The sequence below is a fragment of the Niveispirillum lacus genome, assembly GCF_002251795.1.
GTDB classification, from domain to species: Bacteria; Pseudomonadota; Alphaproteobacteria; order Azospirillales; family Azospirillaceae; genus Niveispirillum; species Niveispirillum lacus.
Map to the genome: position 1 here is coordinate 70,802 of NZ_NOXU01000015.1, position 17,180 is coordinate 87,981.

At 62.4% G+C, this 17,180-nt stretch carries 11 protein-coding genes; 5 read left to right on the forward strand and 6 right to left on the reverse strand.

All coding sequences use genetic code 11. The features are described from left to right. Positions 1–4 precede the first annotated feature (4 nt). The 5 genes from CHU95_RS01585 (at position 5) to CHU95_RS01605 (ending at position 7,105) form a co-directional block, all read left to right on the forward strand. Entirely contained in the window at positions 5–3,127 is a 3,123-nt protein-coding gene (locus tag CHU95_RS01585) for an efflux RND transporter permease subunit (RefSeq protein ID WP_094453049.1), read from the forward strand. Between the two features lie 5 nt (positions 3,128–3,132). Continuing rightward, positions 3,133–4,521, forward strand: a complete 1,389-nt coding sequence (locus CHU95_RS01590) for an efflux transporter outer membrane subunit (RefSeq protein ID WP_094453097.1) — start codon at positions 3,133–3,135, stop codon at positions 4,519–4,521. A gap of 513 nt (positions 4,522–5,034) precedes the next feature. Then, the gene (locus CHU95_RS01595) at positions 5,035–6,063 is read left to right on the forward strand and encodes a glycosyltransferase family 4 protein (RefSeq protein WP_094453051.1); all 1,029 of its coding nucleotides are present in this window, start codon (positions 5,035–5,037) and stop codon (positions 6,061–6,063) included. A gap of 155 nt (positions 6,064–6,218) precedes the next feature. Continuing rightward, entirely contained in the window at positions 6,219–6,527 is a 309-nt protein-coding gene (locus CHU95_RS01600; protein ID WP_094453053.1) for a PepSY domain-containing protein, read from the forward strand. Beyond that, the gene (locus CHU95_RS01605) at positions 6,527–7,105 is read left to right on the forward strand and encodes a cytochrome b/b6 domain-containing protein (protein WP_094453055.1); all 579 of its coding nucleotides are present in this window, start codon (positions 6,527–6,529) and stop codon (positions 7,103–7,105) included. Before CHU95_RS01600 ends, CHU95_RS01605 begins: the two co-directional genes overlap by 1 nt. Before the next feature lie 115 nt (positions 7,106–7,220). Here the strand turns inward: CHU95_RS01605 and secD are convergent, their stop codons facing one another. The 6 genes from secD to CHU95_RS01635 form a co-directional block, all read right to left on the reverse strand. Then, positions 7,221–9,764 (reverse strand): protein translocase subunit SecD, encoded by a 2,544-nt coding sequence (gene secD / locus CHU95_RS01610; RefSeq protein ID WP_094453057.1) that lies wholly within the window; start codon positions 9,762–9,764, stop codon positions 7,221–7,223. 75 nt (positions 9,765–9,839) lie between these two features. Beyond that, the gene (locus CHU95_RS01615) at positions 9,840–10,214 is read right to left on the reverse strand and encodes a hypothetical protein (RefSeq protein WP_133065375.1); all 375 of its coding nucleotides are present in this window, start codon (positions 10,212–10,214) and stop codon (positions 9,840–9,842) included. Positions 10,215–10,280: 66 nt separating this feature from the next. Next, the gene (gene atzF / locus CHU95_RS01620) at positions 10,281–12,035 is read right to left on the reverse strand and encodes an allophanate hydrolase (protein ID WP_094453061.1); all 1,755 of its coding nucleotides are present in this window, start codon (positions 12,033–12,035) and stop codon (positions 10,281–10,283) included. Beyond that, positions 12,035–15,667 (reverse strand): urea carboxylase, encoded by a 3,633-nt coding sequence (uca, locus tag CHU95_RS01625; RefSeq protein WP_094453063.1) that lies wholly within the window; start codon positions 15,665–15,667, stop codon positions 12,035–12,037. Before uca ends, atzF begins: the two co-directional genes overlap by 1 nt. Before the next feature lie 20 nt (positions 15,668–15,687). Further along, positions 15,688–16,338 (reverse strand): urea amidolyase associated protein UAAP2, encoded by a 651-nt coding sequence (locus tag CHU95_RS01630; RefSeq protein ID WP_094453065.1) that lies wholly within the window; start codon positions 16,336–16,338, stop codon positions 15,688–15,690. An 18-nt stretch (positions 16,339–16,356) separates the two neighbouring features. After that, the gene (locus tag CHU95_RS01635) at positions 16,357–17,172 is read right to left on the reverse strand and encodes an urea amidolyase associated protein UAAP1 (RefSeq protein WP_094453067.1); all 816 of its coding nucleotides are present in this window, start codon (positions 17,170–17,172) and stop codon (positions 16,357–16,359) included. Positions 17,173–17,180 lie beyond the last annotated feature (8 nt).

Here is a 17,180-nt window from a genome sequence, read left to right on the forward strand (position 1 = left end):
GGAAATGGCGAAATTTTTCATTGATCGCCCGGTCTTTGCCTGGGTGATCGCCATTGTCATCATGCTGGCTGGCGCGCTGTCCATCATGCGCCTGCCGATCGAGCAATATCCCGCCATTGCTCCGCCGTCGATTGCCGTTACCGCCTCTTATCCGGGTGCGTCGGCAGAGACGCTGGAAAAGACAGTGACACAGGTGATCGAGCAGAACCTGAAGGGTATCGATAATCTGCGTTATCTGTCGTCCAGCAGCGATGCCTCGGGCAGTGTGACGATCACCCTGACCTTCAATGCCGGCACCGATCCCGACATTGCGCAGGTACAGGTGCAGAACAAGGTGACGCCGGCCTTGTCATCACTTCCCTCAGAAGTGCAGCAGCGTGGCGTGGTCGTCTCGAAATCGGCTGCCAGCTTTCTGATGGTGGCAGGTTTTGTGTCCAGGGACGGACGGTTGGACGGCAATGATCTGGGCGATTTTGTTGCCTCCCGTGTGCAGGATCCGATCAGCCGGGTAAACGGTGTCGGCTCCGTCCAGGTGTTTGGTGGCGGCTATGCCATGCGAATCTGGCTGGACCCGATCAAGATGGCGGGTTTCGGGATTACGGTGGACGAAGTCTCCGCTGCAATCCGGGCGCAGAACGCCCAGGTATCCGCCGGTCAGGTCGGTGGCACGCCGTCGGTGAAGGGGCAGCAGTTGAATGCCACCGTCACGGCACAAAGCCGCCTGCAGACGCCTGAACAGTTTCGCACCATTCTGCTGAAGTCTGCCCGGAACGGTTCGGCGGTGCATCTGGGTGATGTGGCTCGGGTGGAACTGGGCGGCGAAAGCTATGATTTCGTATCCCGCTATAATCGCCTGAACGCAGTCGGCTTGGCCGTCAATCTGGCGACCGGGGCTAATGCCCTGGAAACAGCGGCGGCTGTAAAGCAGGCCATCGAGACGCTGCGCCCCAGTTTCCCGGCGGGTGTTGATATTGAATATCCATATGAGACAACGCCGTTCGTGAAACTGTCGATCCAGGAAGTGGTGAAGACCCTGGCGGAAGCCGTCGTACTGGTCTTCCTGGTCATGTACCTGTTTCTGCAAAGCCTCCGGGCCACACTGATCCCTACCATCGCGGTGCCGGTCGTGCTGTTGGGCACCTTTGGTATCCTGTCGGCGTTCGGCTTTTCCATCAACACCCTGACCTTGTTCGGGGTGGTGCTGGCCATCGGCCTGCTCGTCGATGATGCCATCGTGGTGGTCGAGAATGTTGAGCGTGTGATGGCGGAGGAGGGGTTGTCCCCCCGCGAAGCCACCCGCAAATCCATGGAACAGATCACAGGCGCGCTGGTCGGTATCGGTCTGGTCCTATCGGCTGTGTTTGTTCCCATGGCGTTTTTTCCGGGGTCCACCGGTGTAATCTATCGCCAGTTCTCCATCACCATCGTCTCGGCCATGGTGCTGTCGGTTCTGGTGGCCCTGATACTGACGCCGGCACTCTGCGCCAGTCTGTTGAAGCCCCAGGATCACAATGACCGGCGTGGATTTTTCGGTTGGTTCAACCGCAACTTCAACCGGGCCAACGAACGCTATGTGACGGCAACCGGTGGGGTATTGCGACGCAGCAAACGTTTTCTGCTGGTCTTCGCCGGTCTGGTTGCCATCCTGGCGTTCCTGTTCATGCGCTTGCCCACGGCCTTTCTGCCGGAAGAGGACCAGGGCATCGTCTTTGCCATGGTCATGGCGCCGCCCGGTTCCACCCAGGAACGCACCATGCAGACGGTAAAGCAGGTAGAGGATTATCTGCTGACCCAAGAAGCGGCCCATATCGAGGGCGTGTTCTCCGTCGGCGGCTTCAGCTTTGCAGGCAGCGGCCAGAACTCCGCTATGATCTTTATCCGGCTGAAGGACTGGTCGCAGCGCCACGGCGCGGACGCAACGGCCCAGGCCATTGCCATGCGGTCGATGGGCGCCTTTATGGGTCTGAAGGACGCGATGGTCTTCGCCTTCACGCCGCCGGCCGTCATGGAACTCGGCAACGCCACCGGCTTTGATTTCCAGTTGTTGGATGAGGCGGGTGCCGGCCATGAAGCGCTCTTGGCAGCACGAAACCAATTTCTGGGTATGGCGGCGCAACATCCCGCCCTGGCCGGCGTGCGCCCCAATGGCCTGGAGGACACCGCACAGTTGCGTGTCGATGTGGACAAGCAGAAGGCGGCGGCACTGGGGCTGGAGATTGCCGATATCAACAATACCCTCACCACATTCTGGGGCTCCACCTATGTCGATGATTTCGTCGACCGGGGCCGGGTGAAGCGGGTATTTGTACAGGCCGATGCGCCGTTCCGCATGCTGCCAGACGATATCGGCAAGCTGCATGTGCGCAATAACCAAGGCGAGATGGTGCCCTTCTCGGCCTTTGCCACGGCGCACTGGTCCTATGGGCCGCCCAAGCTTGAACGGTTCATGGGGACGTCTTCCATGAATATCCAGGGGCAGCCTGCGCCGGGATACAGTTCTGGCGAGGCGATGGCGGCTGTGGAACAGTTGGTGGCGCAGTTGCCGCCTGGCGTGGGACTGGCGTGGACCGGTCTGTCTTATGAGGAACGTTTGTCTGGATCTCAGGCACCGGCCCTTTATGCGATCTCGCTGCTGGTGGTCTTCCTTTGTCTGGCCGCCTTGTATGAAAGCTGGTCGATCCCGTTGGCGGTGATGCTGGTGGTGCCGTTGGGAGTGTTGGGTGCTGTGGTGGCTGCTACCCTGACCGGCATGTCGAACGACATCTATTTCCAGGTCGGTTTGCTCACAACCATCGGTCTGTCCGCCAAGAACGCCATCCTGATCGTGGAGTTCGCCAAGGAATATTATGAAAAGGGCATGGGGCTGATGGAGGCCACCCTGGAGGCGGCGCGCCAGCGTCTGCGTCCGATTGTGATGACGTCCTTGGCGTTCATTCTGGGCGTTATGCCGCTGGCTTTGGCATCGGGTGCCGGATCAGGCAGCCAAAACGCAATCGGTATCGGTGTGGTTGGTGGCATGTTGTCTGCCACGGTGCTGGCCATTTTCTTTGTGCCGATCTTCTTTGTCGGTGTGGAAAAGCTGGTCATGCGTTTCAGCCCCAAGAAGCCGGATGCAGGACGGGAGTGACCATCATGAACAAGTGTTTTTTCGCTCTGCCCCTGCTGCCGCTCCTGCTGGCCGGGTGCAGTATGGCCCCGGATTATCAGGCGCCGTCGACAGGCATTGCCGAACGATACCCGCAGGTTGACAGGCCGGTCATGCCAGTGGCTGATCTGGGCTGGCGCGAATTTTTCCTGGATGAAGGCCTCCGCGGACTGATTGATCAGGCCCTGGCGCAAAACCATGACCTGATCGTGGCCACGACGAATGTGGAGCGCGCGCGTGCCCTCTACCGTGTTGAGCGATCGGCGCAGTTGCCGACGGTTAGTGCGGGTGCAACGGCCAGTCGGTCCCGTGCCAACGAACCAGCGCCCGCCATCGCCAACCAGTATCAGGTCAATGCCGGGGTCACGGCGTTTGAGCTCGATTTCTTTGGCCGGGTCCGTAACCTGTCGGACGCCGCACTTGAAACGTACTTCGCCACGGCCGCCGCGCGGGAAACGGTGCGTCTGGCCCTCGTGGCCGAGGTGGCGAATGCCTATCTGGCCCTGCTGTCCGACCGGGAGCAGTTAGCCCTCACGGAACGGACCTTTCATGCTCAGAAGGAGAGCTATGATCTGATCAAGCAGGCCTATGATCGTGGAACCAGTTCCTTGCTGGACCTCCGTCAGGCTGAAACTGCGCTTGAGACAGCGCGTGCCGATCAGGCCGCGTTGCGTCGGCAGGTGGCACAGGACGAAAATGCCTTGGCCCTGCTGGTCGGTTCCCCGGTGAGGGTGAGCCCTGATAAACAGCTTGGCGAAGATGGCAGTCTGCTGCTGCCGGGGTTGCCGGAAGGTCTGCCCTCGGATCTGCTGGCCCGCCGGCCCGACATTGCCCAGGCCGAACATAATCTGCGTGCCGCCAACGCCAATATCGGGGCGGCACGGGCCGCCTTTTTCCCCCGCATCAGCCTGACCAGCGCGCTGGGAACGGCCAGCCGTTCTTTGTCTGGCCTGTTTGACGGCGGTAGCAAAGTCTGGAATGTCGGGGCGGATGCCAGTCTGCCGATCTTTGATTTTGGTGCCAACCAAGCCAATCTGGACGTGGCCAAGGCCGACCGCGACATCGCGGTTGCCAATTACCAGGGGGCGGTGCGCACTGGCTTCCGCGAAGTTGCCGATGCCCTGGTTGCCCGATCGACCCTGGACGACCAGGTGGCTGCCCAGACGGCGTTGGTTGCAGCCACGCGGGAAAGCCACGATCTGGCCAAGCTGCGCTATGAGAAGGGCGTCGACAGCTACTTGCAGGTGCTGGACGCGCAGCGCAGCCTTTACGCTGCCGAAAGCACCCTGATCGCTTTGCGTCAACAACGCTTGTCCAATCTGGTCACCTTGTACAAGGCTCTTGGCGGTGGACTATCTGACCGGGCACCGACCTGAATTTCCGCACTGCAATATACGCAACGAGGTGATGGGCGGGCCTCCCCTGTGGGGGCCCGCCCTTTGCCATTCGAGCGCCGTTACTGCCTCGGAGTCGCCACGGAGGCGCTGGCCCGTACCGGCTATGCTGTTGGTGTCGTCCCCCGGAACCCCTTTGGTCTTGGCTGTTTTCGGGCCATACCTCTACGAAAAGTCATAGGCGGGCTCGCCGAAAGACTGTGCTATTCCGGCATCAGACATGATAATCTTCATGTCAGTAAGTTGTTTTTGTCCGTCTGCGCTTCCAACGCAGACCTTCCCTACGGTAATGTCTTTCCGATAGATCGAGGCCTATGGTAAACCTGCCACGGCTTCGGCACTGCGGTACGAAGGGGCGGACCGCGGGACATCTCAGAGAAGGAGCGTCTTCCGACACGACGATACGCTGCTTTTTATCGGTTCAGACGGACCGGTAAGGCGTGTTGTTGCTGCCGTTAAGAAAGCTCGCAAACCCGCGCCAGAAGGGTGGCAAAATTGGAATATCTTGTGGCCCTGGTCCTGCAGATCGCCCTGTCTGCCATTATCTGTTTTGCGGCAGCCCCGATTGGCAACGCGCTGGGCATCATGGATAAGCCTGATAGCCTTCGTAAGCTGCATCGTGGTGCCGTACCGCTGGTTGGTGGTCTTGCCATTCTTCTGCCAGCAACGCTCATTGGTGGCGGCCTCTCCTATCTGGATGGTGTGGGTCTGCACTGGGTCATTGTGCCGGTGATGACGATCCTGTTCGTTATGGGCATGCTGGATGATCGCCAGCATTTGCCCCCGGTGGTGCGGCTGTCCGTGTCGCTGGTGATGTTTTCGTTCGCCATCATTCTGGCACCGCAACTGGCCCTGACCTCGTTGGATTTTGGCGGTGGCACACGCATTGATGTCCCGCCCTTCATGGGCGCCATGCTGACCATCATCAGCCTGGTTGGCTTTCAATATGCGTTCAACATGAGCGACGGGGCCAATGGCGTGGCGTCTGGCATGGCTATGATTTGGGCCCTGTTCTTTGCCATGGCCGGTACCGGCACATTGTCCATGCTGGCGCTGCTGATTGTGGCGGGTGGGGCGGTGTTCCTGGCCTTTAACATGCGCGGTCGTATTTTCCTGGGCGACAGCGGGGCTTATGGGATCTCGGCAGTGATGGGCCTGCTGGGTCTGGCCATCACCGGCCAAGCCGACAGCAGCCTCACCAACATGCAGTTAATGGGCCTGTTTTTGTTGCCCGTGATCGATTGTCTGCGTCTAATCGTCAGCCGCTTGCGTGCGGGGCGGGCGCCCTTCTCCCCCGACCGGGAGCATCTCCACCATTACCTCCTGCGCTGGCTGGTGTCGCCCACCCGTACTGCCCTGGCTTACTGGTCAATCGTGGCGGTGCCGAATATGGCGGGCGTGCTGGTCGGTGGTGTTTCCGGTTTTGCTCTGACCGTCGGTCTGACCCTTCTGATGTATCGTTTCGCCATTGCCCGCACGGCGGCTGTTCCGGCTCCGGCGGTTGTTGGCGGCGATCTGCGGTGAGTTAAGGTTCCGCTGGGCACCTCTGCATTTGGTCTGAAGGATGAGCGGTCGGGAAATCTCCCCACCGTTTTGTTGACGCGGTGCATTCAGCTTGGGTTCAGCGCCGCCCTGCCAGGATCGGTTCCATCATCGATCCCACAGGAAGGAACCCAAACATGCCTTATCCCCGTCTTCTCGCCGGCCTGCTGCTGACCGGCTCTTTGGCTGCTGGTGCCTATGCCTATGCTCAAGGCGCCGGCACCGGTGTCGGCGCCCCGACCGTGGGCCCTGCTACTGCCAGCGACACGCTGTCCCTCCCGGCCCTGCTGGACAAGCTGTCGGCCCAGGGTTACCGGGACGCCCATGCCGTGGAACGGAAAAGCGATAAGCTGGTGGAGGTAAAGGCTATTGGTCCCGATGGCCGCCGCCAGGAACTCTATGTCGATGCCCGCACGGGTGACGTCCTGAAAGTGGAGCATGACTGATGGCCGACACGACATTCCCACCGGGGGAAGGGGCCATCACCCCATCCGGTTCCGCCACGGTTCGTGTCTGGGATCGGCTGCAACGTCTTGCCCATTGGGGTATCGCCGCCGCCTTTCTGACCGCTTGGCTGTCGGCAGAAGAGGTGATGGCCCTGCATGAGGCCGCCGGTCTGATCATCATCGCCTTGGTGGGCTTTCGCGCGCTTTGGGGCTTGGTTGGCAGCAACCATGCCCGCTTCACCGATTTCGTCCCGACTGTGCCCGGCCTTCTGGGCTATCTTCGGGCGATGATCCGGGGACGTGCAGATCGGCATCTGGGGCATAATCCCGCCGGCGGGGCCATGGCCTTGCTGCTTTGGTTCGGTCTTCTGGGGACGGCGGCGCTGGGCTTGTTCACCCGCTATCCCCTTCTGGCACTCCGCCCTTATGGTCATCTCCTGGAAGAGGCACATGAGGTCCTGGCCAATGGTACCCTGGTCCTGGTGGGGTTGCATCTGGCTGGGGTGTTGGTCAGCAGCCTGCTGCACCGGGAGAATCTGGTCCGCGCCATGCTGACGGGGCGCAAGCGGGCTGGGTAATACCAGCGGCATTCGCATCGATCACGATCAAGGCGGATTGCTGTAAGCTCTGCCTTCGTCCAAACAAAAACCCCGGCACCGCACGGTGCCGGGGTTTTGTCGTTTCAGACGGGGGTCAGGCCTTGGCGGCCTCGCCCTCGTTCCCTTCGGGGGGCGGCGGATCTTCCGCATCCATGGTCTTGCGCAGTCGGTTCTCCCCCAGATACAGCAGGATTGGGGCTGCGATGAAGATGGAGGAAGAGGTTGCCAGCAGGATACCGAACAACAGTGCCCAGGCAAACTCACGCAGGGCTTCACCGCCATAAAGCGCCAGCGGCACAATGGACAGGAATACGGCGATGTTGGTGTTGATGGTACGGGTCATGGTCTCGTTGATCGACCGGTCGATCAACTCACGCAGCGGCATTTTACGGTAAAGCCGCAGATTTTCGCGCACGCGATCATAGACCACGACCTTGTCATTGATGGAGAAGCCCATGATGGTCAGCATCGCTGCCACGGCTGTCAGGTTAAACTGCAGCCCCGACAGGGCGTAGAAGCCGACCGTTTTGGTAACGTCCAGCATCATGGTCACCACCGCTCCTACACCGAACTGCCATTCAAAGCGGAAGGTGATGTAGAGCAGCATAAAGAAGGCCGCGAGAGCCAGGGCCAGCATGCCGTCGCTGAACAGCTCTGCCGACACTGATGCCCCCACCGCTTCCACCCGGCGGACTTCCGACCCCGGGAAATTCTGTTCCAGGGCGGCGGTCACGGCCTTGATGGCGAGCTGCTGGTTGCTCTCTGGCCCCTCCTGTCGTTCCATGCGCAAGATGACGTCGCGGTCGGTGCCGAAGGCCTGCAAAGCAACCGGTCCGACATTCACGCCGGCCATAACCTCACGCATCTTGGGGAAGTCGGTGGTTTCCGCCGTCCGCACCTCCATGACGATGCCGCCCGCGAAATCGATGCCGTAATTCAGGCCCGGCTTAAAGAACATGATGACGGACGCCGTGGATACAACCACCGACACGATCAGACCGATATGGCGGCCATTCATGAAGTTGATCTTCAGACCGGCGGTTTTCAGCTTGATGGGGCCGAAAACGGGCAGGTCCTTGGCGCGGGTGCGCTTGTACCACATCGCAGTCAGCAGGCGGGCCACAACGGTCGCTGTGAACATCGAGGTGATGATGCCCAGCGAGGTGGTGACCGCAAAACCCTTCACCGAACCGGTACCCACGATGTAGAGCAGCACCATCTTGATCAGGGTCGTCAGGTTACTGTCCATGATGGTGCCACGGGCCTTGATATAGCCCGTTTCCAGCGCCGACAGTGCTGACTTACCTTTGCGCAATTCTTCACGGATACGCTCGTTGATCAGGATATTGGCGTCCACGGACATGCCGAGCGTTAGCACCACACCGGCAATGCCAGGCAGGGTCAGTGTCGCTTCCAGCATGGCCAGACAGGACAAAGTGAGGAACAGGTTGAAGACCAGGGCCGCGTTGGCGATCAGACCAAAGAAGCCATAGGTCAGCCACATATAGGCAAACACCAGCACGACACCGACGATACAGGAGATGATGCCGGCTTTGATGCTGTCAGCCCCCAGTTCAGGCCCGATGGAGCGTTCTTCGACAACGGTCAAGGGGGCGGGCAGGGCACCGGCACGCAGCAGCACGGCCAGTTCATTGGCCGTCTGGGCGGTGAAGTTGCCGCTGATCTGACCGCGGCCGCCCAGAATCGGTTCATTGATCACAGGCGCAGAGATGACGCGGCCATCCAGCACGATGGCGAAGGGCCGACCGACATTCGCCTTGGTAATGTCGCCGAAGCGGCGGGCACCGATGCTGTCAAAGCTAAATGAAACGACCCATCGTCCCGACTGCGGGTCAGCGCTGGGCTGGGCATCGGTCAGCGTGGCGCCATCCACTTCGACACGTTTGCGGACCAGAACCTGGGACCCACCGGCCCCCCGGTCGGCGTTTGGCAACCATTCAAAGCCGGGTGGTGCTGCGGTGCCCGGGGCCACGGTGGCGTCGCCTACCAGATGGAAGGTCATCTTGGCGGTCTGACCCAGGAGGCGCTTGATGCGGCCCGGATCGGTGATACCGGGCAACTGCACCAGAAGTCGGCTGGCACCCTGTCGGGCAACGATGGGTTCGTTCACGCCCGTCTCATCGATACGGCGGCGCACGATCTCCAGCGACTGCTCCACGGCCTTGCTGACGCGGTTGGTCAGGGCCTGCTGGCCAAAATCCAGGCGCAGACGCCCGGCTTCCGGCACGATGGTGAAATCGGCAATCTCGCCGGGCAGGGTGCCCTGGGTCATCGGGCGCAGGGCGTCGGTGACGCGCTGGGCATCGCCCGGATCGGCCAGACGCACGATCAGGCCGCTGCCTTCAACACCGACACCGGCGGCGCGCAGGTCGGCGGTACGCAGCAGGCTGCGCACTTCGTCCACGGCGTTTTCCAGCCGTTCGCGTTTGACCGCCTCGGCATCGACCTCCAGCAACAGGTACGAACCGCCTTGCAGGTCGAGGCCCAGGTTGAAATGGCGCATGGGCAGCCAGGAGGGCATGTTTTGCGGACCGACCAGACTGGGGATGGCCAGCGCACTGCCCAGGAAGCAGATCAGCAGAATGGCAATGGTCTGCAGACGTGTGAATTTAAGCATGGGACTTGTCCGATCATCGGCGGCGGCCCGACGGCCGCGCCCTGGTGATCATGGGAATAAGGTGAAAGGTCGTCTTTAGCGGCCTGTGGGCGGTCCGCGCGGCTGACCAGGGCCGTTTGCGGCATTGCGCAAGGGCGGGCTGGAAAGGCGGACGGATGTTGCCGTGATGATCCGTGGGAGGACCGGAAGGCCAGTCGCGTCGGGGAGCGCCGCGAACCCGCCGCCATTACCGGTCAGGGCCTTGCCGTCGATCCGCAGAGCGACCTGGATCAAGGCCGGCTGCGACGGTGCGGTCAGCCGCTGATGACAGTTTCCCAAGTCGGAACAGTCGCCAGCGATCTGTGCGATGCTGGCCCGCGCTGCCGGCCCGCTACTGCCCATGGCGCCGGCCAGCAGCACAAAGGCCGCCACCAGCAACAGACGCCAAGGGGGGAAAGACAGACGCAACAAGACCACCATCCAGACCATGAAGGATGGAGGAATACCCCTGTGTCGGCGTGCTGGCAAGCGGCAGGGTTAGGACAAGCTGGCCCGATAGGCCCGCCAACCACCAAAACCGGTGATGTCGGTGGCTCCTGTCAGCGCATGGCTCTCACACAGGAAGCAGGTGACCTGCCGCCCATCCTCCAGTGTTACCTTGCCCACGCCCAGGGGGGCGGGAATACGGGCGACAAATTGGCCGAAAGCGGCGGGGGGCAGGGCCCATTCCTCTGCTACGATACCCGGCCCGACAAAACCAGGTTCGCGCACCAGACCGGGTTTCGGCGGCACCGTTCCGGCCAGGGCATAGAAGCGATAATCCGGTGCAGTGCGCACATCGGCCAGCTTCACGCCACCCACACTGGTCAATTCGTGGTTCAGCGGCATGCCGGACAGATGGGCACCCACCACCACGATGGGCAGCCAGTCGGCGGGAACGGTTGGCATGATCTCTCCCTTACCATGCAGACGGCTGGCCAGTACGGCCAGACCAGGATCAGTGAAGGCAGGCCCGACCAGCGTGACGCCGAAGGGTAGGCCATTGGGCCGGAACCCGGCGGGCACGGCCACCGCCGCACAATCCAGCAAGTTCACGAAGTTGGTGTAACGGCCCAGATTGCTGTTCAGCCGCACAGGATCGGCCAGCATGTCGGCAACCGTGTAAATGGTGGGCGTGGTCGGCAGCAGCAGCAGATCGACATCAGCCCAGAGGCGGGCGATTTCTTGGGTGTAGAACGCCAGCGAATAGTGGCCGACAAACGCCTCAACTGCGGTTTTGCTCTGGGCACCGGCAATGATGCTGCGCACCGTCGGGTCCATGGCATCGGCCTGACCTTCGAAGAATTCCTCAATCGCGGCCAGCCGTTCGGCCACCCAGGGACCGCCATAGAGCAGATGGGCGCATTCGCGCAGCGGCTTGTAATCAAAGGGCACCGCCGTACCACCCAATGATACCAGCCGTTCCACCGCCCCATCATACAGCACCTCTGCGGCGTGATCGCCCAGAAACTCCTTCTCCGTCCCCGTCAAAACCCCAAAGCGGAAGCCGGACAGGCGCAGGGGCCGGGTCTGTGCGGGTCTTGAGAACGGATCGGCAGCATCGAACCCTTCGGCTATACGCCGTACCAGATCGCCATCAGCGACATCATGGGAAAGGACGGTGATGCAGTCCTGCGACCGGCAAGCGGGCACCAGACCATTGGTGGAAAGCAGGCCCTTGCTGGGCTTGATCCCCACCAGATCGTTGAACGCGGCTGGAACGCGGCCCGAACCTGCGGTGTCGGTTCCAAGCGCAAAGGCCACCTGTCCGCGCGCCACCACCACCGCCGACCCGGAACTGGACCCGCCGGAAATATAGTCGGTATTGAACACACAGCCCGGGGCCCCATAGGGGCTGCGCGTGCCGTTCAGACCCGTGGCGAACTGATCCAGGTTGGTCTTGCCCACCAGGATGGCCCCGGCGGCGCGCAGTTTCGCCACCACCGTGCTGTCGCCAGCGGGATGATAGGCAAAGGCCGGGCAGGCGGCCGTGGTGGGCAGGCCGCCCGCGTCGATATTATCCTTGGCCGCAAACGGGATGCCCCAGAGCGGTTTTGCTGGGTCATAGCCCTGGGCCGTTAAGGCCGCCGCTTCGGCACGCAACTGGTCGGCGGGAACCACGCTGATCCAGGCGGCGGGGTCGGGGTTGGCGGCCAGCCGTTCCAACACCGCGTCAATCACCGTCACGGGATTGGCCGCACCAGCGCGGTACAGGTCGGTCAGGTTCTGGACGGTCAGCTTTTCGGGCAGCATCAGGCAATATCCTCCAGAATGGCGACGGTTTGACCGGCATTGACGGTGCGGCCCGGCTTGACCGTCACTTCCCGGACCCGGCCCGCCGTGGCAGCCTTGACCTCCATCTCCATCTTCATGCTTTCCAGGATCAGGATCGTGTCACCGGCGGCGACCATCTGGCCCGGCTCCACCATCACTTTCCAGACATTGCCCGTCACACCTGTTTCGACACCGGAACAACCGTCGGGCAGGGTGGTGGCGTCGGCTGTTGGGCCGCCATCATCGCTGACAAAACGGTCCAGGCCCTTGGCCTTCCAATCCTCCCGTTCGGCCTCAAACGCCGCCTGCTGGCGGGTTTTGAAACCGTCGATACTGTCGGCATTGTCGGCCTGGAAGCGCAGATGGTCGGCATAATCCAGGGTGGTTTCCTCAATCCGCACGGGGTAACGGCCATGGGGGAAGGCCTCACGCGCTTCTGCCAGTTCCTGTTCTGTTACGGGAAAGAAACGAATCTGGTCAAAGAAGCGCAGCAGCCAGGGGCTGCCCTGCTTGAACGGTGGGGTGCTGCGCCAGGAATTCCAGACCTGGATGGTGCGGCCAAACAACTGATAGCCGCCCGGCCCCTCCATCCCGTAAATGCACATATAGGCCCCGCCGATGCCGACAGCATTCTCCGGGGTCCAGGTACGGGCGGGATTGTATTTGGTCGTCACCAGCCGGTGGCGTGGGTCCAGCGGGGTGGCAACGGGTGCGCCCAGATAGACGTCACCCAACCCATAGACGAGGTAGGAGGCGTCAAAGACGATGCGCTTTACATCTTCCTGGCTGTCCAACCCGTTGATACGGCGGATGAACTCGATATTGTCCGGGCACCAGGGGGCATCGGCCCGCACCAGTTCCTGATACTTGGTCATGGCCAGCCGGACCTGGGGGTCGTTCCAGGACAGGGGCAGATGGACGATGCGGCTGGGCACCTTGGCCTGTTCGATGCTGCCCAGGCCTGCCTCAATCTCCGCCAGCACGCCCAACAGCGTGGGTAACTTCAATGTTCCGCTGTCGTAATGAACCTGAAGAGAACGGATGCCGGGCGTCAGGTCGATGATGCCGGGCAGGGCGCGATTGCGGAGCGCCGTGACCAGCAGATGCACGCGCAGCCGCAGGCCCAGATCCAGCGCCATCGGCCCATATTCAACCAACAGATAATCATTCCCTGCCCGGCGGTAGACGACCGGCACCGGCCCTTCGATCCGCGAGAGAATGGGGGAGGGGAGGGTGGTGTGGGTGATGCGCACCCCCTGATTTCCCCGCGAAAGCGGGGACCCAGGGGCCACAGGCCCGAACGATGGTGCAAGCAGCCCATGGACCCCCGCTTTCGCGGGGGAGGCAAATTCTGTGGCATCCGAGGCCAAATCCGAAGCCAACGCAACCGGCACGAACCGCACTTTGTCGCTGGGGCGCAACTGCCCGACCTTCCACAGATCGTCCTTGGCCACCACCACGGGGCAGACAAAGCCGCCCAGGCTGGGACCGTCTGGCCCTAAGATGATGGGCATGTCGCCGGTGAAATCCACGGCACCAATGGCATAGGCATTGTCATGGATGTTGGACGGGTGCAGCCCGGCCTCACCGCCATCGGCGCGAGCCCATTTCGGGCGGGGGCCGATCAGGCGCACACCGGTGCGGGCGGAATTGAAATGCACCTCATAGGTGGCGGCGAACAGATCGGCGATATCGTCTTCCTGAAAAAAGTCCGGTGCGCCGTGCGGTCCATAATGGACGGATAAGTGCCACTCATTGGACAGGGTGGGCAGGGCTGGTATCTCCGCCGGTCCCACCGGCAGCCCCGCCAGCGCCAGCGTATCGCCCGCCTTCAGGCAGCCTGTGGCATGGCCGCCGAACCGGCCCAGCGCGAAGGTGGCCTTTGAGCCCAAATAAGTTGGCGCATCAAAGCCACCGGCAACGGCCAGATAGGTGCGCTGCCCCGCCCCCTGAATCCGGCCGAGCGCCAGGGTTTGCCCGGCCCGCACCGCCAACGGGGTGCCATGCGCGATGGGCGCGCCATCCAGTGTCGCCGCCATCACTGCCCCGGTCAGGGCGATGGTGGCATCGGCGTTAAAGCGCAGGGTGGGACCGGTCAGCGTGCATTCCAACGCCGCCGTCCCTTCCGCATTGCCCAGCAACCGGTTGGCCAGACGGAAGGATTTGTCATCCATCGGCCCCGATGGCGGTACGCCCACATCCCAATAGCCCAACCGCCCCGGCCAATCTTGGATGGATGTCTGGGCACCCGGCGACAGCACCTCCACCGTGGCAGGAGTAAAGGCGAAATCCTTCAGGACGGAGGTAGCAACCTTGCCCTGGCGGAATAGGTCCGACCCGATGATGGCGGACAGGTAGGACAGGTTGGTTTCAATTCCCGCCACGCGGCTGGCGGCCAGGGCCGCTGACAGCTTGTCGATGGCTCCATCACGGCTGTCGGCATGTACGATCAGCTTGGCCAGCATCGGATCGTAATTGGCCGTGACCTCCGTGCCCGTCGACACCCAGCCATCGACGCGGATATCGGTGGGGAAGGTCACCTCGGTCAACAGGCCCGTGGAGGGGCGGAAGTCGGCGGCTGCGTTTTCGGCATAAAGCCGAACCTCAATCGCGGCCCCCTGCGGGATCAGGCTGTTCTGGGCGGGCAGGGTGAAATCACCGGCGGCCTGACGCACCATCCATTCGACCAGATCGACGCCGAAAACGGCTTCCGTCACCGGATGTTCGACCTGCAACCGTGTATTCACCTCCAGGAAATAGACCTGGGCACGGGCCACGTCATAGATGAACTCCACGGTCCCGGCAGAGGCATATTTCACCGATTGGCCCAATGCGATGGCAGCATCGCGCAGATGCAGGCGCACCGCGTCGGGCAGACCGGGGGCGGGCGTTTCTTCCACCACCTTCTGGTTACGACGCTGAAGCGAACAATCGCGTTCGCCGAGCGCCACGACCCCGCCCTTGCCATCGCCGAAAATCTGCACCTCGACATGGCGCGCCTCTGCCACGAACCGTTCCAGATAGACGCGCGCGTCGCCGAAGCTGCTGGTGGCCATGCGCTGTACCGCAGCGAACTTGGCCGCCAGTTCGTTGGCACTGTGGCAAAGCTGCATGCCGATGCCCCCGCCGCCCGCGGTACTTTTCAGCATGACGGGGAAGCCGATCTCGGCCGCGGCGGCCTGGGCTGCCTCCACATCTTCCAGAATGTCGGTGCCGGGCAGCAGGGGCACGCCAGCGGCCTTGGCCAGGGCACGGGCCGTGTGTTTCAGGCCGAAGCCCTGCAGATGCTCCACACGCGGGCCGATGAAGGTGATGCCCGCTGCGTTCAGCCGTTCCACAAACCCGGCATTTTCCGACAGGAAGCCATAGCCGGGATGAACCGCCTGTGCCCCTGTCGCCTGGCAGGCAGCGATGACGGCGTCGATATCCAGATAGGACTGTTTGGCCGGCGACGGGCCGATATGCACCGCTTCATCCGCTGACAGGACCGGCAGGGTGAAACGGTCGGCGTCGGAATAGACGGCGACGGAAGCGATACCCATGCGCCGCAGGGTGTTGACCACCCGCGCGCAAATCTCGCCACGATTGGCGATCAGGACCTTGGTGAACATGGTGGTGCCCCCGATTGCCGTCAGTCAGCCCAGACCAGAACCCGGATGGGCGTGGGGTCGAAACCGTTGCAGGGATTGTTCACCTGCGGGCAGTTGGAAATGACGCACAGCAGATCCTGGTGCGCCACCATCTCCACATAATCCCCGCCCGATGACACACCGTCGGCAATCGCCAGCGTGCCATCCGGGTCGATCGGGACATTCATGAAGAAATTGATGTTGGGCACGATATCGCGCTTGTCCATGCCATGGCGTGACACGGCAATCAGGAAGTTCTCCCGACAGGCGTGCATGTATTTGGTCTGGTGCCCAAACCGCACCGTATTGCTTTCGCAAGAACAGGCCCCGGCAGAGGTGTCATGGCTGCCGCTTGTATCGGCGATGACAGTGGCCAGCGGGTTGCCCCGGTTGGAATACAGCACCGATCCCGGCCCGATATAGGGTGTGCCCTGGGCCAGCACCGTGTCCTGGGCGCTGTAGCGTTCGGTATGATCGGCCAGGCTGTAGAACAGCGTATCCACCGCCTGACAGCCCTCGCTGTCGATGATACGGAAGACCTGCCCTTTGCGCACGATGCCGGACCAGGGATGCTCTGCCGGGATCACCTCGTCATGGATAGCCGCGCCGATCTCACGGCTGGACAGGACAGGGGTGAAGCTGTTGTTGCTCATAGTCATTCCCTCCCCCGATCAGGCCGACAGATAGGCGTCGGTGTTGACGAACCCGCGCGCGGCCTCTGCCGTGGCGGTCCGGCACAGATCGTCGGGACCGGCGGCGGGCGCGCTGTGGATGGTCAGTTCAACGGGCACCGCTGACACTCGGGGAGCCAGCGGGTGGGGGGTGTTGGAGATGGCCAGGATCAAATCCATCTCCGCCCGCAGCGACACGAAATCACCCGGCGTGACACCCGCTGCATCAAAACTGAACCGGCCATCCGCCGTGACGGTGACGGGGGCGAAGAACGTGATGCAGGGGGGAATATCGCGCTGGCTCAGCCCATGTTTGCCGGCGGCCAGGATGAAATTGTCGCGCGCATTGCGCACCCCACTGTCAGCGCCATAGGTGCGAGCGACGGAGGCGGGGGTGGAGCCGCCTACCACCGTGTCATGTCGTCCGCTGCTATCCTCCACAATCGACAACAGCACGCGGCCCATGTCGGAGAACAGGACCCGTCCCTTGCGCAGTTCCGCTGTCCACTGGATCTTGATCGTGTCGGCATGATTATAGCGTTCGGAGGGATCGGTCCGGTTCCAGGCCAGCAGCGACACGCCCGGTGTCGCCCCCGGATTGGCAACGCGCACTACCTGCCCCTGCTGGACGATCCCGGTCCAGTACCAGCCGCCGGGCAGGGTTTCCGATAGTTTCACGGTGTCGGCGCTGGGCAGCGGGGCGTCGCGTGGCGTCGGCGGCGGCAAGGCCACGGGCGCCCGGCCGGCGGCGGCGGACTTCAATTCGATGTAGCGGGCGCGATTGGCAGCGATCTGTTCTGGGGTCTGGCGGGGCATGATGCACC